Below are 26,235 nucleotides of genomic sequence, written 5' to 3'. Positions count from 1 at the left end.
CGGCGCAGCTCAGATCGGCCGCACGCAGATGCGGGGAGACCACCGGCGGCACCGGCGCGGGAACCTCAAGATGCGTGCCTGCTGTTTTCTTGCGGTGGCGCATTACAACCGCCCCTTTCTCAATACGACGACGAGGAACGTCAGGCCGCCCACCAGCTCAATAATGATGGAGACCACGCCTTCCGCCGAGAAAATATTTTTCATCACGAAGAAGCCACCCATGAGCACCGCGTAACCAATCACGGCGGCCATGGGGAAGAGGAAACGGTGATCGTAGGTATCCGCCGCCTGGTAGGTGAGGGTTGCCACGAGGAAACCGAAGAACGTCATCGGCCCCACCAGCGCCGTGGACACCGAGACCAGCACCGCGATAAGTGTGAGCGAAATGAGCAGCATCCGCAGGTGATTGACGCCCAGCGACACCGCCACATCGCGCCCCAGCGCAATCGCGTTGAGGGAACGCGAAATGAGGAGGAGCGCCAGGCCCGCCCCGAGCGCTAGCGGCAGCGCCGCCACGAACACATCCGAACGCGCATTCGCGATGGTGCCGAACATGCGCGCGGACAGCACATCAAATTCGGAGGGCGTGAGCATACGCTGCATAAACGCGGACAGTGAGCCCAAGCCAGTGCCGATAATAATGCCGATAAGCAGCATAATATGCAGGCTGCCGAGCTTACCGCGCAGCAGCCAGCCGTACAGCGCCAGCGCACACGCCACCATAATCGCCACCTGGATGAGGAAGGCCCGCACCCCGGTGAAAGCCACGAATCCGGCCACCCCGAAGAAGAAAATCGTGGAGGTGTGAATCACCGAATACAGCGACTCGAAACCCATAATCGACGGCGTAAGAATCCGGTTGGTGGTCACCGTCTGGAACGCGAGGGTGGCTAGCGACTGGCAAAAGGCCACCAGCAGAATCGAAAACACCGCCTCGGCTCGCATCCGGGTAATAATCCAGAAGCCCTCGCTTCCCACCGCCACCGGAATATTCCACACAAAATAGAGCGCGGTGAAAGCCACGCCGAGTAGCGCGATGCCGATGAGCAGCAGCCAGTAGCGCCGCCGCGCCCGCGGGGTCGCGAAGGCACCCGCGTGGCGGGGAGCTGCGCCCGTGGCACAAGATTTTTCGGGAGATTGTGGTACGACGACGCTCATGAGAGCCTCCGGCGCTGCCGCAGAATAAGGAAGATGAACACGGCCGCTCCCAGGGTGCCGAGGATCAGTGACACCGGGATTTCAAAGGGAGCGATGAGGGTGCGGGATACCAGGTCGCAGACCGTGAGGATCCCGGCCCCGAAAACGCACACCCAGGGGAGGTTGGAGCGCAGATCATCCCCGCGCAGCAGCGAAATAATATTGGGGACGATGAGCCCGAGGAAGGGAATGCGGCCGATCACCACGGTGACCACGCCGGTGGTCAGGGCGATCACCCCGGTGCCGAGCAGCACGATGAGGTTGTAATTCACGCCCAGGCCGGTGGCCACATCCTCACCCAGGCCCGCCACCGTGAGGCGGTCGGCCAGGATGAAAATAAGCACCGTGGCGATAAGAACGATCCACAGCGGTTCGTAGCGCCCGGCCACCACATTAGCGAAACTGCCCTGGAACCACACCCCTAGGGTTTGCAGGGTGTCAGTTTTGAGGGCGAAGAACGTGGAAATGGCGCTGACAACCGCGCCGAGCATAATCCCCACAATCGGCACAATCACCGAGGAGCGCAGCGTGACCCGGCGCAGCACCAGGAAGAAAATAATGGTGCCGATAAAAGCGAAAAGGATGGCGGCCAGCATCTGCTCGATAAGCGAGGTATGCGGGACCAGGAACATTACGACGAGCAGCCCGAGGCCGGCCCATTCGGTGGTGCCCGTGGTGGTGGGTTCCACGAATTTATTTTGGGTCAGCAGCTGCATAACCAGCCCGCACATGGCCATGGCGGCGCCGGCCAGCACCAGGGAGGCGGTGCGGGGGATGCGGGTGGCGAAGTACATGAATTCGCCACCTTCGTGCTCGGCGATATTGTAGGTGCCGGTGGTCATGGATAGGTAGACCAGGCCGGCCAGAATAATAATGCCGAGGGTCAGGGGCAGGGCGCGCAGCAGCCTGCTCGCGGTAGGTCTGCGTGAGGAAAGAGAACTCTGCGGTGGTGTTGTCATGGGCGTACATGCTGCGGGGGGCGGGTTCCCGCCCCCCGCAGGTTGGTTAGCCTCTAGCCTGAGCTACTTGGCGGCCTTGAAGGCCTTAGCCAGGTCGTTGAGGAATTCGATGTAGGTTTGCGGACCTTCATTGACGTAGGTATCCGCGGGCATGGTCAGGATCTGCTTCTTCTGCACCGCCGGCACATTGGCCATGGCGGGGGAGTTGGTTACCAGATCAGCACCGTGAGCTTCGTTGCCTTCGCCCACGCCGGCATCGCGGTCCATAATGAGGATCCACTCGGGGTTGGCCTGCGCCAGAGCTTCGTCGGAAACTTCGTCACCCTTGTGGTTCGAGGTTCCTTCACCCAGATCGAAGGCCGGGGTGAGGTTGAGGAGCGGGTAGAGCGGCCCGAGGGTACGGCCCACGCCCGGGGCGAGGTAACCCATCTTGCCACCGTTGGTGTTGATGGACAGCACCTTCTGGCCGGCCGGGTAGGCATCGCGCGCGGCGGCAATCGCGGCATCCAAGTCCGCGTTGAGCTTGGCGGCTTCCTTTTCCTTGCCGAAGATCTTGCCCAGATCCTCAACGTCCTTCTTCATGCCGTCCATGAGCAGTTCGCCGGACTTATTGGCGTCCGCATCCTGTTCTTCCTTGGGTAGCACGATATTCATATCGATAATCGCGGCGTTCGGAGCGGCAGCCTTGATCTTGTCATAATGCTGGGCGAAGCGCTGGCCCACAATAACCAGATCCGGGTTGGCCGCGGTAATCGCCTCGAAATTCGGTTCGCGGTGGTTGCCGATATTCACGACCGAGTCATCCTTGACGTACGGATCGTCCTTCGGCATCACATCCTTGGGGGCCGCGAGGAGCTTGACGCCCCATTCATGCAGGGTTTCGAAAGTGCGGTTATCCAGGGAAACCACGCGCTCCGGATTGACCGGAACTTCGTGGGTGCCGTGCGAATCCGTAATCGAAACGCTGCTGGGGGCTTCCGAGGTGGCCTCAGCGGCGGGTTCTGAAGCGGCGGCCGAAGGGGAGGAGGTATCCTTGGCCGAGTCATTGGAGCAAGCGCCCAGAGCGAGGGTGCCGGCAGCCACAAGCGCGAAAAAGCCGCGAACTGTCTTCTTCATCGTTTACCTTTGCGTAGAGTAAAAAATTGTTAGGGAAGGAAGTCCTAACCCATCCATGAGTGTACTTATACGGGACACCATAATTCAAGGCTATGTGCATAATGCGGCATTATGCCAGTTCCGCGCTGTGTATAGACCTTAACTAATATGGCATCTTTTGGAGACACTGTCACGGAACAGGGTTTCGGGGTGGTCGCGGTGCTGGCCCGCTAGGACCTCGGGCCGGCAGGCCGCGCGGTAGCGCGGCGTCGTCGTCGTGCTACGTAACGTTCCCGCGGACCGAGGCGGGGTAGAAGCACCTCGGCAGCAAGATGTGGAACGGATCTTGCCACCGAGGTGCAGTCGCTGTGGTGTATAGCCACTGGCGAGGGATAGTTATGCACCCCGTTGAGAATTCGGGAGGCCCGCGCCCGCGGTACTACTCTTCAAGGTTACGCTACCGAAGGTTAGTGCGGCGGGAACGGCGCCCCGGGATATGTCACATCTGTGGATAACTCAACAAACGTTGATTGGCCCCAGCACGCCCGGCCCTGGCGTTCTTAAACGCAGCTACTTAGCCCAGCTGGCCTAGTCCCAGCGCTCTTCCGGGCGAGCCGGATCCTGCCACACGGTGTGGAACACGCCCTCGGTATCGAGGCGGCGATAGGTATGCGCCCCGAAATAATCGCGCTGGGCCTGAATGAGATTGGCCGGGAGGCGTTCGGCGCGCACGCCGTCGTAGTAGGCCAGCGAGGACGCGAAGGCCGGGATCGGCACCCCGCGCTGCGCGGCGAATACCACAATCCGGCGCCAGGCCTCAACCGCCCCGGAAATCTCGGAGCTGAAATAGGGGTCGGCCAGGAGGAGCGGGAGATCGGGCTGGCGGGTGTAGGCCTCGGTGATGCGGTCCAGGAAAGCCGCGCGGATAATGCAGCCCGCGCGCCAAATCCGCGCCATCGCGCCCAGGTCAATGCCCCAGGAATTCTCCAGGGAACCCTTGCGGATGAGCTCGAAACCTTGGGAGTAGGCCACCATCTTGGAGGCGTAGAGGGCCAGGCGAATATCCTCGATGAAGCGCTCGCGATCCTCCACCGTGACCTCGGTGGTGTGCCCGGGCAGGGCGCGGCCGGCGGCGCGTTCGGCGGCGTCCCCGGACAGGCTGCGCGCGAAGGTTGCTTCGGCGATCCCGGTGGCGGGCACCCCGAAAGCAGCGGCGTTTTGCACGGTCCAGGCCCCGGTGCCCTTCTGGGCGGCGGCGTCCGCAATCACATCCACGAGCGCGGCGCCGGTGGTGGCATCGCGCTGGCGTAGCACCTCGGCGGTGATCTCAATGAGGTAGGAATCCAGTTCGGTGGAATTCCAGCGCTCGAAAACATCGCCAATCTCCGCGGCACTCATTCCCAGGGCGGTGCGCATAAGATCATAAGCTTCCGCGATGAGCTGCATATCCGCATATTCGATGCCGTTATGCACCATTTTCACGAAATGGCCGGCGCCGTTGGGGCCCACGTAGGTGCAGCACGGTTCGCCGTTCTTGCGCGCGGCAATCGCCTCAAACATGGGGCCCAGGCGATCATAGGATTCGCGGGTGCCGCCGGGCATAATCGAGGGGCCCTTGAGCGCGCCCTCTTCACCGCCGGAGACCCCGGTACCCACAAAATGCAGCCCGCGCGCGGAAATCTCTGCTTCGCGGCGCATGGTATCGGTGAAGAGTGAATTCCCGCAATCCACGATAATATCGCCCGGCTCCATGAGATCGGCGAGTTCCTCAATCACCGCATCGGTGGGCTTGCCTGCCTTGACCATAATAATGGCCACCCGCGGGCGGGCCAGCGAGGCCACAAAATCCGCCATGGATTCACTCGGGTAGAACTCCCCTTCGCTGCCGTGCTCGGCCATCACCCGCTCGGTTTTCGCGGCGGTGCGATTGTGGATAGCAACTTTGTAGCCGCGGCTGGCGAGGTTGCGGGCCAGGTTCGAGCCCATCACCGCCATCCCGGTCACTCCGATATCTGCAACGCCAACGGGCGGGGTGGGAATAGACATGCGGCTCCTTCTTCTACGACTTCTCAGAACGCCTGATTGAGGTTTCTAACGGATCTATTCTAGAGTCCCGCGCGCAGATCGTGGATGGGCGTTCCGTTCGTTTTTGTGGTGAGAGCGCGAAAAATGACAGTCAGATGAGAATCTTGTCATTTTTCCTTGAAATACGGCCGGTTTCGCGGGTGCTTGTTAGGCTGGCGGTATGAAAATAACACGATTCACGGCCCTCTTTGCCGCCACCGCTACCGCCACCGCGCTGACCTTGAGCGCCTGCTCGAATGACGCTGCCACCACCGGGGATACCGGTTCCACGCCCCGGGCCACCGCCACGGCGCCGGGCTCCGGTGCTGAGAGTGGGAAGAACGACGACGCCGCCACTGCCGCTCCCGCCACCTCTGCCGCGGCTGCTGGTGGGGCGGCGGCCCCGGCCGCGGGCGCTTGCGGCGCGGCGAATCTGGCCGCCACGTTCGAGCCCGGGGGTGCGGGCGTGGGTGCGGCTGGCGATGCGAGCAATAGCGTGGCCGGCACCTATATTCTCACCCTCACGAATTCTTCGCAGGCGGCCTGCACCCTGCATCCGGATGTGGACATCGAGCTGAAAGACGCCGCCGGGGATGGCGTGTCCGAGAATCTGGAACTGAGCTCCCAGGCTGGCAGCATCGCTCCGGGTTCCAGCGTGAGCTGGACTGTGGCGGTGGCCGATGCCGGGAGTGTGCCCGGGTGTACTCCCACCAAGCCTGCCACCCATCTTGAGGTGGATATCGAGGATGGCGGGGAGGATATTGACATTCCCGTCAATCTCACGGGCTGTCAGGATGATGATATCGACCTGCTGAGCGAAGTCCGCTAGCGGGGAATCAACCGGGGCGGGTGGCACAGCCACCCCCCCCGCGTCTCCACTTATCTACGCCATAAGGGGTCATTCCGCCAGTTCTCAGGTGCTCCTAGTCGCGTAAACGGAACCAAGGTGTTATGCGGAAAGCTCTCGAGAACGTCGAGAATTGCGTCGTTGTGAGAAATATTAAGCACTCGTTGAAGGTGACGGATGAGCGTGAGTTGACCGAAAACACGATTAGTGGATTGCGCGAATCGGGGGTAAAGATCTTTTGGAAGTTTTGGCTTGATATCGAATGTCTTGTTGAAAACTCGCGCGTGGTGGGCCGCATAATTGCGGAGAATATTGAGACACTTGAGCCAGGACTCAAGCTGTGGGGCACGTAAGTGACAAGTTGTCGCCACCTCATTCCGGGCGCGTGAAGGGGACATACGGTAGAGATGGGAGAGCGTTCCCCAATCCATTATTTCAACAGCGACCCAGATGGGAAGCTGGCCGCCGTATCGCTCCCTGTGGTGCTTCACGAATTCTTCTTGTGAATTTTTTACGGCGTTTTCGTATTTCGCCAACCATATTTCGTGGTGGGTCGAAGCTGTTTTACCTGTTCGCTGGCGAGCCGGTGCACCGAGTTTTCTCGAATCAAGGTGGATGAGCGGGTCTATCGCTCCTAAGCGATAACCGATGAGCGCACGCATCGCAAGTTCGATGCTGCTCAAATCCGCGAAAACTACCTGCCGAAGTCTCTCGTCGAATCGATAAAGTTCCGCGGCGAGTTCGAACGAAGACCCTGGCCGGAAGGTGTTGAGGCTCTTGCGTGTTTCGGGGTCTATCTGCCGCATGGAGTGCCAGTAACCGGAAAGCCGATAGTAGTTTAGTGTGGCAAGCTGCCGCTCTGCCTGTTGTCGGTCGGCGATCACCATACCGCGGTTTATAAGTAGATCGACCTGCTGGGCGTAGGGTAGAAAAGGCTTCACTTCAATCTGGCGCACCCTCGCCTCCCGATGGAGAAAAAGGACCGGCCCTGGACTCCCGCCGAAGCGGGCAGCGGAACCGGTCATGTTGCCGTAAGTGTAACAAGTAATAACGCTGAGTGAAAGATCCCTGGATTCTCAATCGGCATGCTCAATCAAGAAACGCATATCACTTTTCAGAACAGGGTTGCCGTCAGCATCGTCCGGCACCCGCGTGCGCACGGTGTAGTCACGTGTCTCGTCGCCCGGGTAGGTCACCGCTGTAACGGGCGCCCAGATTTCTGGAAGGCGCTTTGGCAATTGTTGGTCGCCGCACGGGGAAGAAGCTACCTGCCATTATTGGGCTGTTGGCAAGGGAACGGGGGGGGGGGGGGCACAGCCACCCGCCCCGCGTCGTCGTCGTCGTTCCTATGTAGTGACGTTCTTAGTTACCCAACGCGGCCGCGACCACGGCGCGCGCCTCCTCCTGGACTTGGGCCAGGTGCTCCGGGCCGCGGAAGGATTCGGCGTAAATCTTGTAGACATCCTCCGTGCCGGAAGGCCGGGCCGCGAACCACGCATTCTCCGTGGTGACCTTGAGGCCGCCAATCGCCGCGTGGTTCCCGGGAGCCTCCACCAGCTTCGCGGTGATCGGCTCGCCGGCCAGTTCCGTGGCCGTGACATCCGCCGGGGAAAGCTTGCCGAGCTTGGCCTTTTCTTCCTTCGTGGCGGGGGCGTCGATCCGGGCGTAAGCCGAGGAGCCGTAGCGTTCCACCTGCTCGTCGTGGAGCTGGGAGGGGGACTTGCCGGTTACCGCGGTGATTTCCGCCGCGAGCAGATCAAGCACAAGGCCGTCCTTATCCGTGGTCCACACCGAACCGTCCTTGCGGAGGAAAGAAGCGCCGGCGGATTCTTCCCCGCCGAAGCCGATCTCGCCGCTCACCAGGCCGGACACGAACCACTTGAAGCCCACCGGGACCTCAACGAGAGTGCGACCAATGCCGGCCACCACCCGGTCGATAAGCGAGGAGGACACCAGGGTTTTCCCGACGTTCACCCGCTCGGACCACTGCGGGCGGTGCGTGAAGAGGTATTCAATGGCCACCGCGAGGTAGTGGTTGGGGTTCATGAGGCCGGCATCCGGGGTGACGATGCCGTGCCGGTCGGAATCGGCGTCGTTCCCGGTGGCCAGATCGTAGGGGGCGCGGCCGCTCGCATCCGGTTCCATGCGATGGAGCAGGCCCGCCATCGCGTAGGGCGAGGAGCAATCCATGCGGATCTTGCCGTCCCAATCCAGAGTCATGAAAGGCCAGGCCGGGTCCACTTCGGGATTGACCACGGTCAGGTCAATACCGTAGCGGTCCGCGATTTCCTGCCAGTATTCGGCCGAGGCGCCGCCCATCGGGTCCGCGCCAATGCGCACGCTTGCCTCGCGGATCGCCTCGAAATCGATGATGGTATCCAGCGCGGTGACATACGCATCGCGGAAATCATAGGTGCCCACCTTCGTGGCCGCATCCTCATAGGGCACGCGGGCGATGTTTTTCCATCCCGCGGCGATGAGCTCATTGGCCCGCGCCGCGATCCACTTCGTGGCATCGGTATCCGCCGGGCCGCCATTGGGCGGGTTGTACTTGAAGCCGCCATCGCGCGGCGGGTTGTGGGACGGCGTAATAACAATGCCGTCGGCCAGGCCCGGGCCGTCCAGGCGCAGCGCGTGCGGGGCGCCGTTCGCCTCCAGGATGGCCAGCGAGACCGCCGGGGTGGGAGTCCACGAGCCGCGAGCATCCACCCGCACATCAGCGCCGTTGGCTACCAGCACCTCGATAGCGGTTTTTTCCGCCGGGAGGGACAGCCCATGGGTATCACGGCCCACGAAAATGGGGCCGTCATAGCCTTGCTTATTGCGGTAGTCCACGATCGCCTGCGTGGTTGCCGCGATATGGGCTTCATTAAAGGCGCCATCGAAAGCTGAGCCACGATGGCCGGAAGTTCCGAAAACCACCTGCTGGAGGGGGTTGGTCGGATCGGGTTCGATATCGTAATATGCCGCCACCAACTCATCAACATTGATGAGATCTTCGGGGCGGGCCGGGGTTCCTGCGCGTTCGTTCATACATTGAGTATCCCACGAATTGCGCTCCAATCGCGGGACTTGTTCCGCGGGTGGATAACATCGCCGTTGCTGCCGTGCGTGCGGCTGTGTTCGGTTCCCTGCGCGCGGCTGTCCGCGGCTTCTGTGGTGCGCGCGAGTTCTTCGTGGAAATTCCCCCAGTGCCCGGCGTGCGCGGCCAGTGGAACTTCCTCGCCGGGGGCGACCGGCCCGGGCGCGGTGGAGCGTTCCCCGCGGGTGGCCGGCCCGCCGAAAGGCGCACCACCCAGGGCTTCGCGGCCGTGCGGGCTGAGCCATCCGGAGGTATCCGGGCCCAGCGGCACGATCTGGTTGGGGTTCACATCCAGGTGGACTTGGTAATAATGCGAAGTGATGTGCTCAAAATCCACGGTGTCCCCGAAACCGGGGGTCTGGAAAAGATCGCGTGCGTAGGACCAGAGTACCGGCATCTCGGTCAGTTTCTTTTCATTGCATTTAAAATGCCCGTGGTAGACGGCATCGAAACGCACCAGGGTGGTAAAGAGGCGCACATCCGCTTCGGTAATGTGATCGCCCATGAGGTAGCGGCGCCCCGCCAGCAGCTCGGAAATATTGCGCAGTGCGGTGAAAAGGCGCAGATAGGCGCGGTTATAGGACTCCTGGCTGCCGGCGAAACCACAACGGTAGACGCCATTATTAATCTCGGTGTAGATATAGCGCATGAGCGCGTCCATGGGCTCGCGCAGTTCCGCGGGATAGAGATCCGGGGCGCCTTCGCGGTGAAAATCGCGCCACTCGGTAGAAAAATCGAGCGTCATCTGCGCAAAATCATTTGTGGCGACGGCGCCGCTAGCAAGATCCACCAGGGCTGGAACCGTAATTCCCAAGGAGAAATTCGGGTCGCGGGCCAGGTAGGCATCGCGTAGGAAATGGATCCCGAGCACCGGATCCACCCCGCCCTCATCGCGGTCAAAAATCCAGGACCGCTCATCGTGGGTGGGCCCGGGTATGCCCAGCGATATAGCATTTTCCAGCCCGAGCAAGCGGCGCACAATCAGCGTGCGATTCGCCCACGGGCAGGCGCGCGCCGCGATGAGGCGATAACGCCCCGGCTCCACGGGGAAACCGGCGCTGTCGCGGCTCACGCGCGTGGTGATATAGCGAGCGTCGCGGCTGTAGCCTTCGCCGCGGCGAGTAAATGTTGCTCCGATGGTCATTTCGCCTCCCTGCGCGTCGGTGAGTATTGGGTGTTGATCGGGACATCGGTCTCTGATGACCCCTGATCGTTGAAGAATATATCAGATTGGGTGGGTGAGGGCCAGGTCTCCCTGCGCAGTAAGTCGGGTGAAACATGTAGGTTAGAATATAAGTAATGTAAGTCACTATGGATACGGTGTGGGACTCGCGAATCAAAGGCGATACGGAGGAGGCTTGCGGCAATGGCGGTAGACGTGATCGGGCTTGATTTCGCATATAAAGCCCAGCAGGAACAACGCATTATTTTTTCGGGCGCCACGGCGAGCTTTTCATCGGGCCGTTTTTACGCACTCATGGGCCCTTCCGGTTCCGGTAAAACCACGCTCTTCCGCATTCTTGCCCGCGAGTTAGAACCTGACGCGGGAAAAATAGTCATCGCAGGCAAAGACCTTGCCAGCATTCCACCGCGTGAATTGCGGGCATCAGTCATGTGCCGGATTTTCCAGGACTATCTTCTCATTCCGTTTTTATCACCCCTCGACAACCTTCTTCTAGCGGCTGAGATCACCACGGGCCGCTCAGGTAAAGAAGAAGATAAAAAACGTGCCCTTGAGCTTTTAGACCGCGTGGGGCTAATAGAGCACGCGTATAGGAACGTTGATTTACTCTCCGGTGGTGAACAGCAACGAGTCGCTATCGCACGAGCATTAATGGGCTCGGCACGAATCCTCCTTGCGGATGAACCCACCGGGGCGCTCGACCGTGACAACACTGAACATATAGCTCTTTTACTCGCTGACCTTGCTCACGAAGAGGGCCTTATTGTTATTGCGGGGACTCACGATAGCCAGTTCGCTGCTCATGCCGATGCCATTGTTCGCATCAGTGAGCATCAGCTGATTCTGGAGTCATGACCATGGGTAAACAGCGCGTCCTCCTTATCCTAAAGATGGCGGGGCAGCGTTCTTTCGCTACCTTGCGAACCGCAGTCCTGGCGCTTATTGCCGTAGCGCTAGCGGCCACGGTGGCCGCCTGCGTATCCGCACATGGGCGTGCGGTGGAACGCGGTGCTACGGCTTCGTTTGGCTCGTATTTCCAGCAAGTGACGGGAAATGCCGCAGTGCAAAGCTATATGGAAAAGCTTGGGAGCAGCGGGCGCGCGGTGGCCCTTTCCCGAACCCGGGCGAATCTTCTCTCTGCACAAACCCAAAGCGCCACGGTTGCTGATGTGACTATGACCAGCGGCCCGGCAAACATCGGAGTATTGCGCCAGGGAAGTTATCCGGCGCGGCCGGGGGACATCTCCATCAGCGTGGAAGCTGCCCGGCAACTGCACCTGAGCGTGGGTGATGTTCTTCAACTCATCGATACTCAGGCCGCAGAAGGGGATAAGACCGGAACCGCTGCGGAATTCCGGGTGAGCGGCGTGACCGAAAACCCCGCCTCCATTCGGGAGCTAAGTGCCGTTGCATTGACAGATAGCTCGGATGTACTCGGTCAAGCCGATGTGTGGCTTACCAATGAATCGTTGGCGCCGATTGAAGTTGAGCTTACCCGCGGTGGCGGTCAGGCGACGACGGCCGCGGTAACGTCGGCACGAATGGGCGCATACACACTCAGCAATCAGACTATCCCGCCACAACTGGCATGGTTTATTGGCTTGGTGATGCTCAGCGTGGTGATTGTGGCTCTCTACGGATCGGGCCGGTCGCGACGGCGTGAGATCTACCGGATCCTCCTTTCTCTCGGGGATACCCGGTGGAAGGCTTCCGCAACAACGTGTGCATCCGCCACCGTGACCGCCCTGGCCGGAGGAATTCTCGGGTGGGTTAGTGCTGCCGCTGTACACGTGAGCTTTGCTGGGGTCCTCGGAGAGTATGTCGAACAGCGCTGGGAAGAACCGGAATGGGGAGCCATTAACTCAACAGCGGTAGCGGTGCTTCTTCTCATGCTTATCGGTGGTGTGCTTGCCGCTGGTGCGACGGTTTTCTTCGAGGCACACCGGCACCGCAGCAAACTGCACGGTGAGATATTTTCACGGCGGCTGTTATTGGGGATTGGGATTATCGGCACGGTGCTCACCGTAGCTTTCGTCGCAGCACGGCAACTGTATATCTTCCCTTACGGGCACTACGCGGCGATGATTGCGGGTGCTTTGAGCATTCCGAGTCTCGCCCACGCACTTCAGCCTGGAAGCCGGCGTTACCCTGTCACCGCGCGTCTGGCACAGCGGATGCAGAAAATGGCGTTATTGGGTATGGCTGTGGTTTTTGTCCTTTCCTATTACGCTTCCCTCTACGCGAGTAGTGTGGCGGTGCTAAGTAACTGGACTAGCCGTCAGGTGAGCGGCGAAACAAGTTATCTCTCCATCACGGGTGCTAATAAGAACGCGGTTGATAATCTGATGCAGCGCTACCCAGAAATCTCGGAGCGCACCGCTATTTTCGGTGACGTAGCAACACACGACCGGATGTATAGAATCGTAGATTCGGCGGGAGCTCCGTGCATTAAAAGCGCATCTGATCTTGGTGATTGCCCTACCGTGGCACTGGACTTGGTCATGGTCGCTTCTGGTGGGCTTCTTGACCGTGGGTACGTTAACCATGCTCCGGCTTCTTTCGTTTCCGAAAGTGGGGCGACGACGCTACTCGGAATCGCGCTCTCTGACGGGCAGGTAACCGGGACTTTTACGGCTGATGGGCTCATCGCGGATGAGCGCCTGGAAAACAACGTGCTCAGCGGTTTGATTCTCCCACCCGATTCTCCGCTACTCACGCAGTTAGGCGTGGGGGAACCATATTCGTACACGGTTATTATTTTTGGCTTCGGAAGCCTTTCTGATGAAGTCCGCGACGGTATCCGCTCCACGGTTTTATTGGAAGCGCCCTTCGCGTTTCTCGTTGATCCAGATGAACCAGGAATACGGCAATTGAAGGCACAAGCGGTAGTGCGCCAGCTGCTGGCCCTGTTGGTAGCACCGATCGTTCTGCTAGCAACCGTGACGGCCGTGGTCTCTGAACAAACGACGGAACGCCGGCTCATTGAGCTGGGAGGCGGAGGGAATCGCGCTCGTTGGCGTTTGGTGGCTCCGTTGATCACCAGCTACGTGCTCAGCCTTGGCTCCGGGGTTGTTTTTGGCCGGTTGGCCGCAATGGACCGCCTGCCCTTCACGTATTCTCCGGTGACGCATGACTATGGATGGCTGTGGGCGCTCACGCTCGTGGGGTTGCTTGCCGTACTTCCGGCGCTGCGATTGGGAATCCGACCTTTCGTAGAAAATGTGAACCGCCGGTGAGCTCCCTAGCGTATCGCTTCATGAGAACTCGCTCTACCTGGCTCTACCCGAGCGCCAGGCCGGCGAAGAAGGCTGCGATGCCGAGGAGGAAATTCCCGAGCAGGAGGCTGATGCAGGCCCAGTAGCGGTGCTTTTCGAAGAGGCCGAGGGCGTCGGTCATCGCCGTCGAAAAAGTAGTGAAACCACCCAAAAAACCGGTGGTGACGTAGAGACTGTACGAACCGATCCAGGCGGAAAGGGCCCCGCCGCCGGTCACGAGCCCGAAGAGGAAACAGCCGATCACATTCACCGTAAAAATCCCGGCAGGCCACGTCGGCTTCAAACGCGCGGTGAGGAAAGAATCGAGAATCCCGCGACACAGGGCACCCAGCCCGCCCGCTAGACCAAGAAGCAGGAGCGTCACGCTGCATCACCGCCCGCGCGCCGGCGCGCCGCGAGGAAGCGCCGGCCTAGCGCGCGCCCGCAGGCCATCCCGGCGAAAGCCAGCAGGAAACCACCGAAAAGAGTGCCTCCCGCAGCCAGCCCGGCCAGGCGCGCTAGCTCGCTAGGTGCACCGCTGAGGACCTCGCCGGTGGCCAGGTGGGCGCTGAGCGCCACGAAACTCGAATAGGTGGTGAAGCCTCCGCAGAAACCGGTGCCGAGCAGCAGCCGCAGTCGGGCCCCGTACCGATGCACACCCGTGATGAAGCAGCTGGTGATGAGGCCGAGGAGGAACGCCCCCGCGAGATTGACGATAATCGGCGCCGCCACGCTCGGGACGAGCGCGCGGGCTACCGTGCCGGCCCCGCCGCCGAGGAAAACGAGGAGCAGCCCGGTCGCGTCCCGATAGAGTGGGCGCGTTTTATCCGTAGAAGTAGACCCAGATGTAGCCGTGTTATTTTCCTTCCTCGCGCGCGGGGGCTTCGCCGGGTAGCACGGTCACGTAGCCGCCCTTGTCGCTAGCAATATGCCAGGTGCCCCCGAAGGATGCGCTGGCCCAGTCGAGAATCTGCTGCGCATCCCCGTGGTTGGCCTTCGATTGGGGTGCGAAGACCACCGCGTTCGCCCCGGCATTCCCACGGGTTCCCTCCCAGTACACCGTATTATTCGGCACCAGGTAGGCAAGCATATGAATATCGGTAACCACGTGGGAGCCATCCGGTACCGCGGCCAGGGCTTCCCGCGCGCCGGCGCGCTCCTCCGCGCTCGCTCCGTCATAACGCCCTTGGAACCACCAGCCCACCGCGTTGGTGCGGGTACCGATCACCGTGGCAATCAAGCTGGCCGCCAGGGCGAGCGCAATCAAGCCGCGCTTGACGTGCCCGCTGCGCGTGGCGCATTCGCCGCGCGGGGAGCACTCGCCATGCGTCGCGCGCTCGGCATGCTCACGCCGCGCCCGAATCCTTATAGAACGCTCCAGCCGCCCCAGCCCATCGAGCAGCGCAATGGTGGCAATCGGCATGAGCACGGCGGAATAATGCCAGTCCAGGCCCCAGTAGAATTCCACGTTTCCCGTGAAACGCCAGGCGAGGGTCGGGAGCATAAGCAGAATCCACGGGCTGACCAAGCCCACCACTCCGGCGCTGCCCAGCAGCACCGCCAGGGTCATCAGCTTCGTAGCCGCGCCGGTGAAAAGCCCGGCATCGCCCGTGAGGCGATCCGTGTAATCCCAGGCACCGTCCGGATTGAAAGCCGGCAGCAGCACCCAGATAGAAAGTACAAACCACACCGCGCCCCATATCGCCAGGCCCACCGCCCAGCGCCCCGCGGGACTCGCCCAGAGTGCCTGAGCTCGCGCGCTCCGAGTTTGCGCCGCCGCGGCGGCGCCGTCGTCGTTCTGCACCGCCGCGCCGCAAACCGTCCGCCTCTGCGCGAAAAACTCCGCCAGTAGCGCGGCCGCACCGAAAGCGATGAGCGTGAGGCCGAGGTCTTCTTTGACGAAAACGAGCGTTCCGAGCGGGAGCGCGGCGCGCCGGTAGCGGCCCTCCACCCAGGCCGTCAGCCCGTAGGCGAGGAGGGGTACCGCGAAGGCGATCTCGTGGAATTGCGCGGCCACCGCGGCCGATAGCCCCCAGGACACCGCGTAGAGCAGGCCGAAAGCGGTCCCTGCCCCGGCCCCGCAGCGTGCCCGCGCCAGGCGGGTGAGCGGAATCGCGGAGATCGCGAAGAGCGCGTTTTGCACAATAAGCAGAGTGGCGCCGCTGGGCCACAGCGCGAAAATCGGGCCGAGCACCACCAGGATGGGATGAAAATGATCGCCCCACAGGTTGAAGCCGGGGCCTTTAATATCCACGATGGGCGCTTCGAGATGCGCGTAACGCTGGGCGAGCTGCGTGAAAATGCCCAGGTCCCAGGAGGACGTCTGCATAGAAGCCCATTGGTGCAGCGAAAAAGCGGTAAAAATAATGAAACTGAGGAGTGCCACCAGGTAGGGAACCGGGTCGGTGCGCAGCGGGCGGTACCAGGTCGCGGTGCGAGCCAGCCTCGTGCGGCGTGAAGCCGAGGTCGCGGTGCGAACCAGCTTCATGCGGCGCGGTACCGCTGTGCGGCGAGCCATCATCATGCGTTCCTCACCTTCCGTCCGTGCCATCGCGAGCCACCACCACATAGCCGGCGTCCTCGGTGACAATATGCCACCGCCCGCCCACTTTCGCGGTAATCCACGCCACCACCTGGGCGCCGTCCCCGTGGTTGAGCCGGTTGGAGAACACCACCGTGTCAATATACGCGCCGCCGTAGCTGTGCTCCCAGTACACGGTATTGCCCGGCACCACGTAGGCCATCATGACCACGTCGGCGAGGATATGCCGCCCGGTGCCGGCCGCCGCCACCGCCGCGCGGGCACCGTCGTGTTGCTCGGCGGTCTGGGTGGCGCCGTAATCGGAAAAATACACGTATTGCTGGGTATTGGAACGCCCCGTGAGCCACGAGCCGAAGCCGTTGGAGGCGGTGCCGAGCACACTGGAGGCGAGCGCAAGGGCGAGGGCAGCTGCGGCCAGGCGGGGGCGGCGAGCCAGCACACCCAGGGCATCGCGTTGCGTGGTTGCGGCCGCGGGAGCTTCAGATTCTTGCGCCTCCGGTGGTGGTACGACGACGCCGCGCGCACCCGCCCGCGCGAGCCCATCGGTCAGCGCGACGGCGATCATCGGCGCGAGCACCGCCGAATAGTGCCACAAAATAGTCCAGTAGTAGGGGTTGTCCCCCACGAAACGCCAGGCGAGAGTGGGGAGCAGCAGCGCCGCCCACGGGCTGCGCAGCCCCACGATTCCCAGGGCGGCCACGATATAGCAGAGGGTGCCCCAGCGGTTAGGCTCGAGGAGCATGCTCGCCAGGTCGAGGCCTTCGCGGACCCGCCCGGCGTAGTCCCACTGCCCGGAATTATTGAAAGCCGGGAGAATAACCTGGGTGGCGGCCAGAAACCAGGCGGTGCCCCAGGCAGCCAGGAAGGCGCCAATGCCGGCCAGCTCGCGCGCCCCGCGCCAGCTGAGCAGCGCCACCAGCACCCCGAAGCAGACCACCGTGAGGCCGAGATCCTCCTTGACGAAAACCAGCAGGGAGATGAGCACGGCGGCGCGCCGGTAGCGGCTCTCCAGCCAGGCGGTCAGCCCGAAAGCGAGCAAGGGCACCGCGAAGGCGATTTCGTGGAATTGCACCACGAGCGCGGACGTGAGCCCCCAGCTGGCCGCGTAAGCCACCCCGATGAGGGCGCCCGGCACGGCCCCCACCCGCGCCCGGGCGAAACGTGCGATGGGATACACCGAGATCCCGAAGAGTACCGCTTGGAGGGTGAGGAGGCTCAGCCCGGAAGGCCAGAGCCAGAACAGCGGCCCGGTCAGCAGCAAAATGGGATGGAAATGATCGCCCCACAGGTTGAAGCCCGGGCCTTTAATATCCACGATGGGCGGGAATTGCCAGCGGGCGTACTGGTCGGCCAGCTGGGTGAAAATGCCCTGATCCCACGACGGGGAGGAGAAGTTCACCCAGGTATACCAGGAGAAGAACATGTACACGGCGAAAGCACCCGCGGCCAAGAGCAGCGCCGTCGTATCACAGTGCTTGCGCGCCCACGCGAGTACCGCGCGCGGCGCCCACGCGCGCACCGTTGCCGTTCGGGAATGTGCCCGCGCCCCGCGCGCGTCCAGCTCCCGCGCCGGCCCGCCGCGCATTAGATAATGTCCTTCTTCTGGAGGTGACGCAGCGCGAACCAGCCGATGGGAACCCGCGCCCAGAAGGTGAGCAGGCGGTACAGGATTGCGGTGGAGAAGGCCACCGAATACGGCAGGCCAGCGATGGTGAGCCCGCCGGTGAGGGCCGCTTCCACCGGGCCGATACCGCCGGGGGAGGGCACCAGGGAGCCCACCGAATTGGAAACCAGGTAGGTGATCGCCAGAGTGACCACCGGCAGGGTCTCCCCGAAGGCCGCCAGGGAGAAACCGAAAGCCGCCACGAAACTCACCGTCATGAGGAGGGAACCGCCGAAACCGGCGAGAATCCGGGACGGGTGGGTAGCCAGCCACACCACGCGCGGCCACACCTGCTCGATGGTGGGGCGCACCAGCTCAATGACCTTGCGGCGCAGCGGGCGAATGAAGTAGACGGCCGCACCCAGGGCCGCCACCGCCGCCACGATGAGCATCACGGAGGTGCTCGGGATGGAAAGATTCCCGAAGTCGCCGGTGAGCAGCCCGAGGGCCAACAGCAGCAGCACCGTGGTAATAAATTGCGCGATCTGCACCAAGGACACGGTGGCAACCGCCACCGGGGTGGCCACCTGGTTGCGTTGCAGGTAACGCAAATTGAGGGCGAGCGGCCCGATACCGGCCGGCATAACCAAGCCCAGCACCGAAGCGGCGATCTGCACCTCGCTGGTTTCCCACAGCGGCAGGCGTTCGGCCGTGTAGGCCTTCAGGCACAGCGCCGCGCCCACGTACGTTGCGAAACTGGCGATAAACGCGGCGAGCATCCACCACGGGTTGGCGTTGCGAATCGTTTCTTGCAGCTCGGTGAAATTAATCGAACCGAGCAGAATAAAGATGGCAAGCACCCCGATGACGATGGTAATAATCGTCTTCGCGGAGAATTTACGCAGCTGGATGGTCTGGGTGGCGGTGCCAATATCCTGCGGGAGGACCTCCAGGAGCACCTCGCGCATGCGCTGCACGCCCTTTTTATCCTCAAGTTCGGCCAGGGTTTGCGCCGGCATAATGGTGCGCTGGATCGTCGGGGCCACCGAGGAGAGCCGGTCGCGGGAAATGCAGCGCAACGCGGAAGCAACGGCGCGCTCGGGGCCCACCGCCACCGCCTGGAGCAGGTACAGCTGCGCCAAATCAATATGCCGGGAAAGCTCATTAGAAGAAAAACTGCCGTTGCGCCAATGGGTGATGAGGGCTTCGTCCCCGCGCACCGCGACCACCCCGGCGCGAATATCGTGGTGGGTGAGCCCGCGTGCGTGCGCGCGTTCGAGCGTGGACCACATGGAGTCCAGCGCCGCGTCGGAGATGTCTTCCGGCTCCAGATCCGTGAGGGGAACGGCCTCGATATCAGCAAAAGCGACGACGGCGGACGCGCCGGCCGCCGCGTAATGTGCATCGCGCCGCGGGGCCACCCCGGCGTTCACCGCGAGGGCTTCCATGAGGAGGGTGCGTTCGGCAGTTTCCTCCACGTTATCCCCGGTCCGCTGGGTGACCTGGGTGAGGGTGGCTCGCTGCCAAGCACTGGCCAGGCGCCCGAGGACCGCGCGATCCGAGTCAATGAGGGCGGCAACGTAATGGGCGCCGTCGGCCAAAGTAACCACGTAGTGGCGGGAATTGACGTCCCCGATAAGCGGGCGGACCTCGTGGCGGGCCCGGGTGATGAGGGCGCGCACGTTAATATCGTCTTCCGGTTCGCCCAGCTGGTAGGCGCCCGCCGCGCTCGCGGGGAGCACGCCCTCGGTTTCCGCGCTCGCATCGGCGGCGAAAGCGGCGTTGGTTTGCGCGCTGTGGCCGGTATCGCCGCCCAATCCGCTATGCCCGGTGAGCGCCTCGCGCAGTTCTTTGAGAATCGCGGTATCCACATATCCGAGCGGGCCGGTTACGGGAACGGACCACGCGTGCATATCGGCGTCGTCGCCCGCATCCACGCGGATAATGCTGCGCGCATCCAGGCCGGCGCGGCGAATGAGAGTGACGACGGCGGCGCCGGTGGCGCGGTCGGGCGAATCCCCAAAAGCGTAGAGCGCGAAATATCCGCAGGCCATCCCCACGAACACGGTGGTGAGCGCGCCGGTCAGCGTTTGGGCGCCCTGGAGCACGGAAAGCACCAGCACGATTCCCAGCGCCCACCAGCCGGTGCGCACCAGCCGGCCCTGGCGTTCGGAAGCGGCCACCACTAGGATGGTGGCGATAATCGAAACGTAGGGGAGCATGCCCACGGCGGCTTGTTCTTGGATGGTATCCGAGAGGTCGATGGTGATTTGGGAGGTCGGCATAAAACGCTCGAAAAGCCACAGGGAGCCGTAACAGATAGCGAGTGCGCCGGCCATAGCCACCAGCGCGGTCACGAGGGTGCGCCAGCGCCGGTAGCGGATGATATCGAAGAAAAGCAGGAGGGGGAGGAAGAGCGAGACGAGGCCCTCCAGCACGTTAATGGGCATGGAGAAAATGGTGCGGAGGGTATCCGGGGCGGCGTTGGCGACGTCGTGCGTGACGGCCACGGTGGTGGTGTAGCCGAAGCGGGAGATGAGGAGCATCCCGGCGATGGCCAGGGTGAAGAGGATGCCGCGCAGCAGGTTGGCGGGGCGGCGGGTCCAGCGCGCGATTTCGTCCACGAGGAGGACGCGGTGCACGGCGGGTTCGGCAGGCTCCGCGGGTTCGGTGTGCTCCTCAAGGGAAGTTTCCGCAGGCGCCGGTGAAGCGGTGGAAACGGAAGCCTGTGCTTCTGGCGCGCTTACCGCAGCCGGGGCGGCTTCTACCTCCGCCGGCTGGACCGGGCTCGTTTCCTCGTTGTGGCGCACCAGCCCAGTCTAGTTGATAGGTATTAGTTTCTCCTGTGACCCGGCGTGGTTATTCGGCCCGGCGCAGCGCCGGCCGTGGTGCGCGTGCGGCGGCGTGCGCCCAGCGATTCGGCGCGGAACTACTCGGCCCGGCGCAGCCGCAGCGAATTGAGCACCACGATAACCGAGGAGGAAGCCATGGCCGCCGCGGCCAAACCCGGCAGGATAATCCCGGCCACCGCCGCCGGAATAGCGATGAGGTTGTAGCCGAAAGCCCAGGCCAGATTCTGGCGGATGACCCGCAAGGTGGCGGCGGAGATGCGCAGCGCCGCGCCCACATTGCGCAGATCGGAATTGACGATGGTGATATCTGAGGCGGCCTTGGCCACATCGGTGCCCGAACCCATCGCGATGGAGAGGTCCGCGGCGGCCAGAGCTGCGGCGTCGTTCACCCCGTCACCGACCATCGCAACCCGCGCACCGGCTGCGCGCGCCGCTTCCACCACCAGGACCTTGTCCGCGGGGAGGACCTCGGCGTGCACGATGTCAATGCCGGCGGCCCGGGCCACCGCCCGCGTGGTGGCCGCGTTATCCCCGGAGGCCAGAATCGGGGTGAGGCCCAGGTCTTTGAGCTCGGCGACGGCCGCGGCGGAGGTGGGGCGCAGCTGGTCGCGCACCGTCACGAGGGCGAGCGCTTCGCTTACCTCGCCCTCGCGCGCCAACATCACCAGGGACGCCCCGCCGCTCGCGGCTTCTTCCAGCACGCTCTCCCACTCGGAGAGATCCACTCCGGCCTCCCGCAGCGCCCGCGGGGATGCCGCATAGTAGCGCTGCCCGCCGATGGTGGCGCGCACGCCCTGCCCGGCCAGATTCTCAAAATCGGTGGCGGGGGCGAGCTGCAGCCCCTCCTCACGCGCCCGGGCCACGATGGCGCGGGCGAGGGGATGCTCGGAATAGTTATCCACGCTCGCGGCCAGGGCGAGCGCTTCTTTTGTAGCGACGACGCCGCCAGCCGCGCCATCAGCCCCCGCCGGCGGGAGGGTCACCCGGTCCACGGCCATGGTTCCGGTGGTGAGAGTGCCGGTTTTATCCAAGATGATGGTGTCTACGCTATGTGCGCTTTCCAGGGTTTCCGGGCCGTGGATAAGGATGCCGCGCTGGCTGGCCCGCCCGGAACCCACCATGAGCGCGGTGGGTGTGGCCAAGCCTAGAGCACAGGGGCAGGCCACCACCAGCACCGTAATGGCGGTCATGATGGCCAGATCCAGGGGGTTGCCGAGCGCCAGGCGCACCCCGAATGTCGCGAGCGCAATGAGGATAACGGCGGGCACAAATACCGCGGAGACCCGGTCCGCCAGGGCCTGCACCGGTGCTTTCCCGGATTGGGCGCGGGTGAGGAGGCGGCCCATCTGCGCCAGGGTGGTATCGCGGCCCACCCGGGTGGCCCGCACCCGGATCGCGCCGGCGGTGGTGAGGGTTGCTCCGGTCACCTCATCGCCCGGGCCCACGTCAATGGGGGTGGATTCGCCGGTGAGGAGGCTGGCGTCCACCGCGGTAGTCCCGGAGACCACCACTCCGTCGGTCGCAATTTTCGTGCCGGGGGCCACGAGGAATTCGTCGCCGACGGCCAGGTCGCTGGCAGGAATAATTTCATCAACATCCGCTCCGGAGGCGGTGCGTACCCGGCGTGCGTCGTCGGCCCCTAAAGCGAGGAGGGACCGCAGCGCATCGCCGGCGCTGCGGCGCGAGCGGGTCTCTAGCCAGCGCCCCAGCAGGAGGAAGGTGACGATCATGGCCGCGGTTTCGAAATACACGTGGGAGCCGTGCGCGGCGCCGGTGGCGAGCGCGTGGATGCCGGTCATGGACATGCGGTAGTCCGCGCCGCCGGCTCCGCCCCACAGTAGTGCCCAGATCGACCAGCCCAGCGAGGCCAGGGTGCCCAGCGAGATGAGCGTGTCCATGGTGGTGGAGCCGTGGCGCAGCGCGGCGGCGGCCGAACGGTGGAAGGGCCAACCGCACCAGAGCGCGATCGGGAGGGTGAGCGCACCGATGACCCACTGCCAGTACGGGAATTGCAGGGCCGGGATCATGGAGAGTGCCACCACGGGGATGGAGAGGGTCAGCGAGATCCAGAAACGGCGCCGCAGCGAGGCGATGCGGGCGCTTGCTTGGGCGTCAGCTGCTTCACGCGTAGCGGTTGCTGCGCGGGCGGCATCGGCGTGCGTGTTCGGGTTGGTGGTAGCCGGGTGCGCGTCGTCGTGCGGATTGATAGTGCCCGTGCGGGAAATGAGCCGGGCTTCGTAGCCGGCCGCGCTCACCTGGGCGAGGAAATCTGCGGTGTCCAGCTGCGCCCCGGTTTCGCTGAGCTCGAGGCGGGCTTCGTCGGTGGCGAGGTTGACGGAGGCGCGCACTCCGGGCAGTTTATTGAGTTTCTTTTCCACGCGCGCCACGCAGGAAGCGCAGGTCATCCCGGAAATTGCGAGGTTCACTTCGGCAACGGGGGCGGCGTCAAGTTTTTCGCTCGCGCTGCTTGTGGTGTTGCGTGCGATGGGGTACGACGGCGCAGCTGCGGCCTGGGAGGGCTCGGACACGAAAAATCTCCTTACGTGGGCGCACTGAGTGAGCCGCCGCGGGTGGTGGCGCGCGGCAGTGTGTTTGTTAAGGCAGCGGGTGCCTACATTATTTGTGCGAGTGGGTGGTGTTTAGCGGATGATCTCGGTCACGGTGTAGTCGCCGGCTTCGGCTACCGCGGCTTTGAGGTCCTCGTCGGAAAAATCGTGCGGGGTGTACACGAGCACCGAGGAGGTACCTTCCGGGTTCAGGGTGACGAGCACGCTGTTGACATCCGGGAGAGCATCGAGTTCCGCGCTCACGTGCTTGACGCAGTTTTCGCAGGTCATCCCGGTGACTTTCAGCTCGATAGTGCGATCAAATTCTTCTGTTGCCATGGTGCGCCTCCTTCTTCAGCCCCGAGGTGGGGTGCACCCGGTTTAACACGAATCCTGGCGGTGCTATTCCCGCATGGCTTGTGGCTCAGGGAACCTAGTAGCGTTCTTCTTCGCGCATCTGTTGCAGAATCTCGCTGGCCGTTGGCCCATCGGGCGTCGGCTCGGCGGGCGTAGACGCAAGTTCAACAAGGTCCGGCCACGGAATTGTTGCTTCCTGTACTTCCCCGTTTTTCCACAGCCGCAGCAGTGGCGAATCTTTCTGCTCGAGTGGCTTTTTATCCATGTGTTTCATTGTATGGTCCGAGGAATCGCTTGCCATTGAAATGAATCATATGCGTTGGATCGGTAGCGACCCACGCTTCTGTTTCCCATGCAAGATCGGTCAGGAACCTGCGCATAGTGACTAAATCCGGAAAACAGGATACGTAGACGAGATCTGCTGTACAGGAGGCGAAAAGTCGTGACAATTCGTTTTTACGCGTGTGGTCAACTGGGCCGTGTGTGGAAGCAGCTTCCATGAGGAACAGCCAATTTTTACCCGGGTCGTAGACGATCAGATCGGGAAGTTTTCCGTGTGTATCGAGCTGAACCCCGAGCACTCGCAGCCGATCTTCGTCGAAGAGCAGAAGTTTCGAATCGGCATCTCCTACGTACAGCACTTCGCCGCCAGGAATGAAGAAGCCGCAGAAATCCTCGATCATGGCCTTCAGGAGAGTATTTTGCCCACCACCTTTGAGGCTTATGCCTTTCCCGTTCGGGAGAGTCACGGGAATCCTGGTGATCTCTCTGGCTTGGGCATATCGCGTAGCAAGCCCGGGCATATCAGCGAGGTACTCAGCAACAGCAGCATCAAAATCAGGAGTTCCGAATTGGCGTATCGCGAGTATCACTTCGGGGTTGAGGCGGTAGTTATTCAGGGATGAATTTGTTGGGCGCGATGGGTCGTCGTCGTTATAAAGACAAAATCCCGCCTCAATGAACTGGTGCAGAACAAACCTACGTACTGTTTCACGTGAGTTTTCAGCAATCGGATAGTCAAGTTTTTCGCGCATCCAGTCCATGATGGCTCGCACGCCCATCCTCTCGGTGGTTGCCTTTACCCAGGGGGTGTGTGCATCTACACCGGCTAATGCCATGAGCGTACGCCCGGACATGGCGTTTGTGCGTTTGTCGTCGAATTCCAGCGCTCTCAGGATGGCGCGCGCTTCTTCTAAAGTACTCATGCTGCTTTTATTCTCCCGTCACATAAGTGCTGTACGTTCAGCGCTGGATTGCCGTTCTGCCGAGCAAGGCTGACCAGCGCGTCGCGGTCCGGGAATTTCAGGAGGCGCAGATCGGTGGCATTCACTTGAGTATGGCCACTGAAAACACGGAAATAGGCATCAACCTGGGGGGAGTTGAGCCAGAGTGCGATCCCGCGGGCCAGCACCGGATCGAGGCCGCCACCGGATTCGTGGATGTAATTGAGCTTATTGTCGAAAGCTGAGGGTTCTGCGCTGGTCCAAACGGCCGATACAATCCTGCGCGCTTCTTCTTTGGAGGAGAATCTTTTTACCAGCACATAGCTGCCGGCCGGGCATAGCAGTTTTAGCCCGGCACTATCTACCGGGTTAATCCACTGCGGCTTTGACAGTGTGGCTCGCGGATGAACAACCCGGTGATCGACGATATTCGTCGGGTAGATCAAGCGTTGAGAGTGAAGGTCGGGATTGGGATGCACTATTTCTTTGCAGCGAAAACCAACCACCTTGCCAGTTGAAACATTGAGCCCAAGATCAGCCAGGGTATAAGGGAAACTTTCCATCCAGGAAACCGCATCGCTATCGCTTTGCGAGGCCGGCACAAAAATAGCGTTGGACCGGATGACCTCCGCTGTTGCTACGGTACGTTCACGAACCGGAGCGTAAGCATCCATGGAAGAACGGATGAGGATCCGATCCCCTTGGATTCCTGCGCTCACACACATAATGATCGACTCTTGCAGGACATCCATATCCCCAAAAATCAGGGACCGGGACTCAAAGGTGTGAATCGCGTCAAGGGAAACCCGGCTGATGAGATCCTTGCGGAAGCGCGAATAGTAGGTGCCATTCATCCACGAGCGCGGCGAAATAACTACCATCTGGCCCCGTGGCCCCAATTGACGAATCCCCAGTGCCATGAAGGCCGCATACACGTTAGGAACCTGGATTCCATGCGCGCGCAGCGCTACATCATCCGGGCTTCCCACGCGGAGTTTGTGATACGGAGGATTCTGAATAATGAGATCGAAATATTGCCGCGCCCGCGGAGCCCATTCGAAGTAATTTTCCGGGACAAGCGTGACCGTGGCACCCAAGTGTGCGCAGTCCGCCAGGGCTTCCCTCAACGCGGGGAGAAGGGCCGGATCGTTCTCAACCGCGGTGATCTCAAGCGTGAGATTCGGGCGGGCCGCGCGCAGATAACTAGCCACCGCAACGCTGAGCATTCCGGTTCCTGCACCGGGATCAAGGATGCGGATCACGCCAGATTCCGGCAGATGCGACATCCGCACCATCCGTGCCATGATGTCAGCAACGGCCGGTGGGGTGAAGAACTGCCCACGCGCTGCTTGTTCGGTGGAATCCAGGCAGGCTAGAGCGGCGTCACGCCTGTGTTCAGCCCGCTCCATCATCTCCATGGGGCAATCCTAA

General features: G+C 62.3%; 20 protein-coding genes. 3 read left to right on the top strand and 17 right to left on the bottom strand.

Annotated features, from left to right (window positions below):
* Positions 1 to 102 precede the first annotated feature (102 nt).
* The 4 genes from ACRQDJ_RS05895 to gnd form a co-directional block, all read right to left on the bottom strand.
* Positions 103 to 1,158, bottom strand: a complete 1,056-nt coding sequence (locus ACRQDJ_RS05895) for an iron chelate uptake ABC transporter family permease subunit (RefSeq protein ID WP_087070057.1) — start codon at positions 1,156 to 1,158, stop codon at positions 103 to 105.
* On the bottom strand, positions 1,155 to 2,156 hold the full coding sequence (locus ACRQDJ_RS05890) for an ABC transporter permease (protein WP_026429002.1): 1,002 nt from the start codon (positions 2,154 to 2,156) through the stop codon (positions 1,155 to 1,157). Before ACRQDJ_RS05890 ends, ACRQDJ_RS05895 begins: the two co-directional genes overlap by 4 nt.
* Positions 2,157 to 2,219: 63 nt before the next feature.
* On the bottom strand, positions 2,220 to 3,272 hold the full coding sequence (locus ACRQDJ_RS05885; protein ID WP_284896028.1) for a siderophore ABC transporter substrate-binding protein: 1,053 nt from the start codon (positions 3,270 to 3,272) through the stop codon (positions 2,220 to 2,222).
* Positions 3,273 to 3,839: 567 nt separating this feature from the next.
* Positions 3,840 to 5,297 carry an NADP-dependent phosphogluconate dehydrogenase gene (gnd, locus tag ACRQDJ_RS05880; protein WP_435717879.1) on the bottom strand — a complete coding sequence of 486 codons (1,458 nt, stop codon included), beginning with the start codon at positions 5,295 to 5,297 and terminating at the stop codon, positions 3,840 to 3,842.
* A 199-nt stretch (positions 5,298 to 5,496) separates the two neighbouring features.
* Here gnd and ACRQDJ_RS05875 point away from each other — a divergent pair, with 199 nt between their 5' ends.
* Complete coding sequence (locus ACRQDJ_RS05875) at positions 5,497 to 6,144, top strand: DUF4232 domain-containing protein (protein ID WP_284904612.1); 648 nt, start codon at positions 5,497 to 5,499, stop codon at positions 6,142 to 6,144.
* A gap of 50 nt (positions 6,145 to 6,194) precedes the next feature.
* Here ACRQDJ_RS05875 and ACRQDJ_RS05870 read toward each other — a convergent pair whose 3' ends face one another.
* The 3 genes from ACRQDJ_RS05870 to ACRQDJ_RS05860 all read right to left on the bottom strand — a co-directional run bounded on the left by ACRQDJ_RS05870 (position 6,195) and on the right by ACRQDJ_RS05860 (position 10,388).
* Positions 6,195 to 7,187, bottom strand: coding sequence for an Abi family protein (locus ACRQDJ_RS05870; protein WP_284904611.1), 993 nt, complete (start codon positions 7,185 to 7,187; stop codon positions 6,195 to 6,197).
* 337 nt (positions 7,188 to 7,524) lie between these two features.
* A complete protein-coding gene (gene pgm, locus ACRQDJ_RS05865) occupies positions 7,525 to 9,195 on the bottom strand; it encodes a phosphoglucomutase (alpha-D-glucose-1,6-bisphosphate-dependent) (RefSeq protein ID WP_284904610.1) in 1,671 nt (556 codons plus the stop codon).
* The gene (locus ACRQDJ_RS05860) at positions 9,192 to 10,388 is read right to left on the bottom strand and encodes a glutathione S-transferase family protein (protein ID WP_284904609.1); all 1,197 of its coding nucleotides are present in this window, start codon (positions 10,386 to 10,388) and stop codon (positions 9,192 to 9,194) included. The genes pgm and ACRQDJ_RS05860 overlap by 4 nt, the downstream gene beginning before the upstream one ends.
* A 222-nt stretch (positions 10,389 to 10,610) precedes the next feature.
* On the opposite strand from ACRQDJ_RS05860, the gene ACRQDJ_RS05855 reads away from it, so the two are divergent.
* Entirely contained in the window at positions 10,611 to 11,282 is a 672-nt protein-coding gene (locus ACRQDJ_RS05855; RefSeq protein WP_284904608.1) for an ATP-binding cassette domain-containing protein, read from the top strand.
* Positions 11,279 to 13,663 carry an ABC transporter permease family protein gene (locus tag ACRQDJ_RS05850; RefSeq protein WP_435706443.1) on the top strand — a complete coding sequence of 795 codons (2,385 nt, stop codon included), beginning with the start codon at positions 11,279 to 11,281 and terminating at the stop codon, positions 13,661 to 13,663. Before ACRQDJ_RS05855 ends, ACRQDJ_RS05850 begins: the two co-directional genes overlap by 4 nt.
* 43 nt (positions 13,664 to 13,706) lie before the next feature.
* Here the strand turns inward: ACRQDJ_RS05850 and ACRQDJ_RS05845 are convergent, their stop codons facing one another.
* From ACRQDJ_RS05845 to ACRQDJ_RS05800, 10 genes are all read right to left on the bottom strand, one after another.
* Positions 13,707 to 14,066, bottom strand: a complete 360-nt coding sequence (locus ACRQDJ_RS05845; protein ID WP_284904606.1) for a fluoride efflux transporter FluC — start codon at positions 14,064 to 14,066, stop codon at positions 13,707 to 13,709.
* Positions 14,063 to 14,473: a fluoride efflux transporter FluC gene (locus tag ACRQDJ_RS05840; protein WP_284904619.1), complete on the bottom strand. Its 411-nt coding sequence runs from the start codon at positions 14,471 to 14,473 to the stop codon at positions 14,063 to 14,065. Before ACRQDJ_RS05840 ends, ACRQDJ_RS05845 begins: the two co-directional genes overlap by 4 nt.
* Before the next feature lie 64 nt (positions 14,474 to 14,537).
* Entirely contained in the window at positions 14,538 to 16,232 is a 1,695-nt protein-coding gene (locus tag ACRQDJ_RS05835) for a DUF2079 domain-containing protein (protein WP_435717878.1), read from the bottom strand.
* Positions 16,213 to 17,808: a DUF2079 domain-containing protein gene (locus tag ACRQDJ_RS05830; RefSeq protein ID WP_435717877.1), complete on the bottom strand. Its 1,596-nt coding sequence runs from the start codon at positions 17,806 to 17,808 to the stop codon at positions 16,213 to 16,215. The genes ACRQDJ_RS05835 and ACRQDJ_RS05830 overlap by 20 nt, the downstream gene beginning before the upstream one ends.
* Positions 17,808 to 20,636 (bottom strand): lysylphosphatidylglycerol synthase transmembrane domain-containing protein, encoded by a 2,829-nt coding sequence (locus ACRQDJ_RS05825; protein WP_301575263.1) that lies wholly within the window; start codon positions 20,634 to 20,636, stop codon positions 17,808 to 17,810. Before ACRQDJ_RS05825 ends, ACRQDJ_RS05830 begins: the two co-directional genes overlap by 1 nt.
* A gap of 119 nt (positions 20,637 to 20,755) precedes the next feature.
* Positions 20,756 to 23,206: a heavy metal translocating P-type ATPase gene (locus ACRQDJ_RS05820; protein WP_284904600.1), complete on the bottom strand. Its 2,451-nt coding sequence runs from the start codon at positions 23,204 to 23,206 to the stop codon at positions 20,756 to 20,758.
* A 111-nt stretch (positions 23,207 to 23,317) separates the two neighbouring features.
* Entirely contained in the window at positions 23,318 to 23,563 is a 246-nt protein-coding gene (locus ACRQDJ_RS05815; protein WP_274735787.1) for a heavy-metal-associated domain-containing protein, read from the bottom strand.
* A gap of 94 nt (positions 23,564 to 23,657) precedes the next feature.
* Positions 23,658 to 23,846: a hypothetical protein gene (locus tag ACRQDJ_RS05810; RefSeq protein ID WP_284904598.1), complete on the bottom strand. Its 189-nt coding sequence runs from the start codon at positions 23,844 to 23,846 to the stop codon at positions 23,658 to 23,660.
* Entirely contained in the window at positions 23,839 to 24,786 is a 948-nt protein-coding gene (locus tag ACRQDJ_RS05805; RefSeq protein ID WP_284904596.1) for a BsuBI/PstI family type II restriction endonuclease, read from the bottom strand. The genes ACRQDJ_RS05810 and ACRQDJ_RS05805 overlap by 8 nt, the downstream gene beginning before the upstream one ends.
* Complete coding sequence (locus ACRQDJ_RS05800) at positions 24,783 to 26,222, bottom strand: HsdM family class I SAM-dependent methyltransferase (RefSeq protein WP_284904594.1); 1,440 nt, start codon at positions 26,220 to 26,222, stop codon at positions 24,783 to 24,785. Before ACRQDJ_RS05800 ends, ACRQDJ_RS05805 begins: the two co-directional genes overlap by 4 nt.
* Positions 26,223 to 26,235 lie beyond the last annotated feature (13 nt).

It is taken from the genome of Actinotignum urematis (assembly GCF_051264595.1).
In the GTDB taxonomy this organism is placed as follows: Bacteria; Actinomycetota; Actinomycetes; order Actinomycetales; family Actinomycetaceae; genus Actinotignum; species Actinotignum timonense_A.
This window is presented reverse-complemented; position numbering and strand designations above follow the sequence as displayed.

Excerpts from the sequence above, each read along its gene's own strand:
- ACRQDJ_RS05895 (WP_087070057.1), bottom strand. The coding sequence starts at position 1,158 with ATGAGCGTCGTCGTACCACAATCTCCCGAAAAATCTTGTGCCACGGGC.
- ACRQDJ_RS05890 (WP_026429002.1), bottom strand. The coding sequence starts at position 2,156 with ATGACAACACCACCGCAGAGTTCTCTTTCCTCACGCAGACCTACCGCG.
- ACRQDJ_RS05885 (WP_284896028.1), bottom strand. The coding sequence starts at position 3,272 with ATGAAGAAGACAGTTCGCGGCTTTTTCGCGCTTGTGGCTGCCGGCACC.
- gnd (WP_435717879.1), bottom strand. The coding sequence starts at position 5,297 with ATGTCTATTCCCACCCCGCCCGTTGGCGTTGCAGATATCGGAGTGACC.
- ACRQDJ_RS05875 (WP_284904612.1), top strand. The coding sequence starts at position 5,497 with ATGAAAATAACACGATTCACGGCCCTCTTTGCCGCCACCGCTACCGCC.
- ACRQDJ_RS05870 (WP_284904611.1), bottom strand. The coding sequence starts at position 7,187 with ATGACCGGTTCCGCTGCCCGCTTCGGCGGGAGTCCAGGGCCGGTCCTT.
- pgm (WP_284904610.1), bottom strand. The coding sequence starts at position 9,195 with ATGAACGAACGCGCAGGAACCCCGGCCCGCCCCGAAGATCTCATCAAT.
- ACRQDJ_RS05860 (WP_284904609.1), bottom strand. The coding sequence starts at position 10,388 with ATGACCATCGGAGCAACATTTACTCGCCGCGGCGAAGGCTACAGCCGC.
- ACRQDJ_RS05855 (WP_284904608.1), top strand. The coding sequence starts at position 10,611 with ATGGCGGTAGACGTGATCGGGCTTGATTTCGCATATAAAGCCCAGCAG.
- ACRQDJ_RS05850 (WP_435706443.1), top strand. The coding sequence starts at position 11,279 with ATGACCATGGGTAAACAGCGCGTCCTCCTTATCCTAAAGATGGCGGGG.
- ACRQDJ_RS05835 (WP_435717878.1), bottom strand. The coding sequence starts at position 16,232 with ATGGCACGGACGGAAGGTGAGGAACGCATGATGATGGCTCGCCGCACA.
- ACRQDJ_RS05830 (WP_435717877.1), bottom strand. The coding sequence starts at position 17,808 with ATGCGCGGCGGGCCGGCGCGGGAGCTGGACGCGCGCGGGGCGCGGGCA.
- ACRQDJ_RS05815 (WP_274735787.1), bottom strand. The coding sequence starts at position 23,563 with ATGGCAACAGAAGAATTTGATCGCACTATCGAGCTGAAAGTCACCGGG.
- ACRQDJ_RS05810 (WP_284904598.1), bottom strand. The coding sequence starts at position 23,846 with ATGGATAAAAAGCCACTCGAGCAGAAAGATTCGCCACTGCTGCGGCTG.
- ACRQDJ_RS05805 (WP_284904596.1), bottom strand. The coding sequence starts at position 24,786 with ATGAGTACTTTAGAAGAAGCGCGCGCCATCCTGAGAGCGCTGGAATTC.
- ACRQDJ_RS05800 (WP_284904594.1), bottom strand. The coding sequence starts at position 26,222 with ATGGAGATGATGGAGCGGGCTGAACACAGGCGTGACGCCGCTCTAGCC.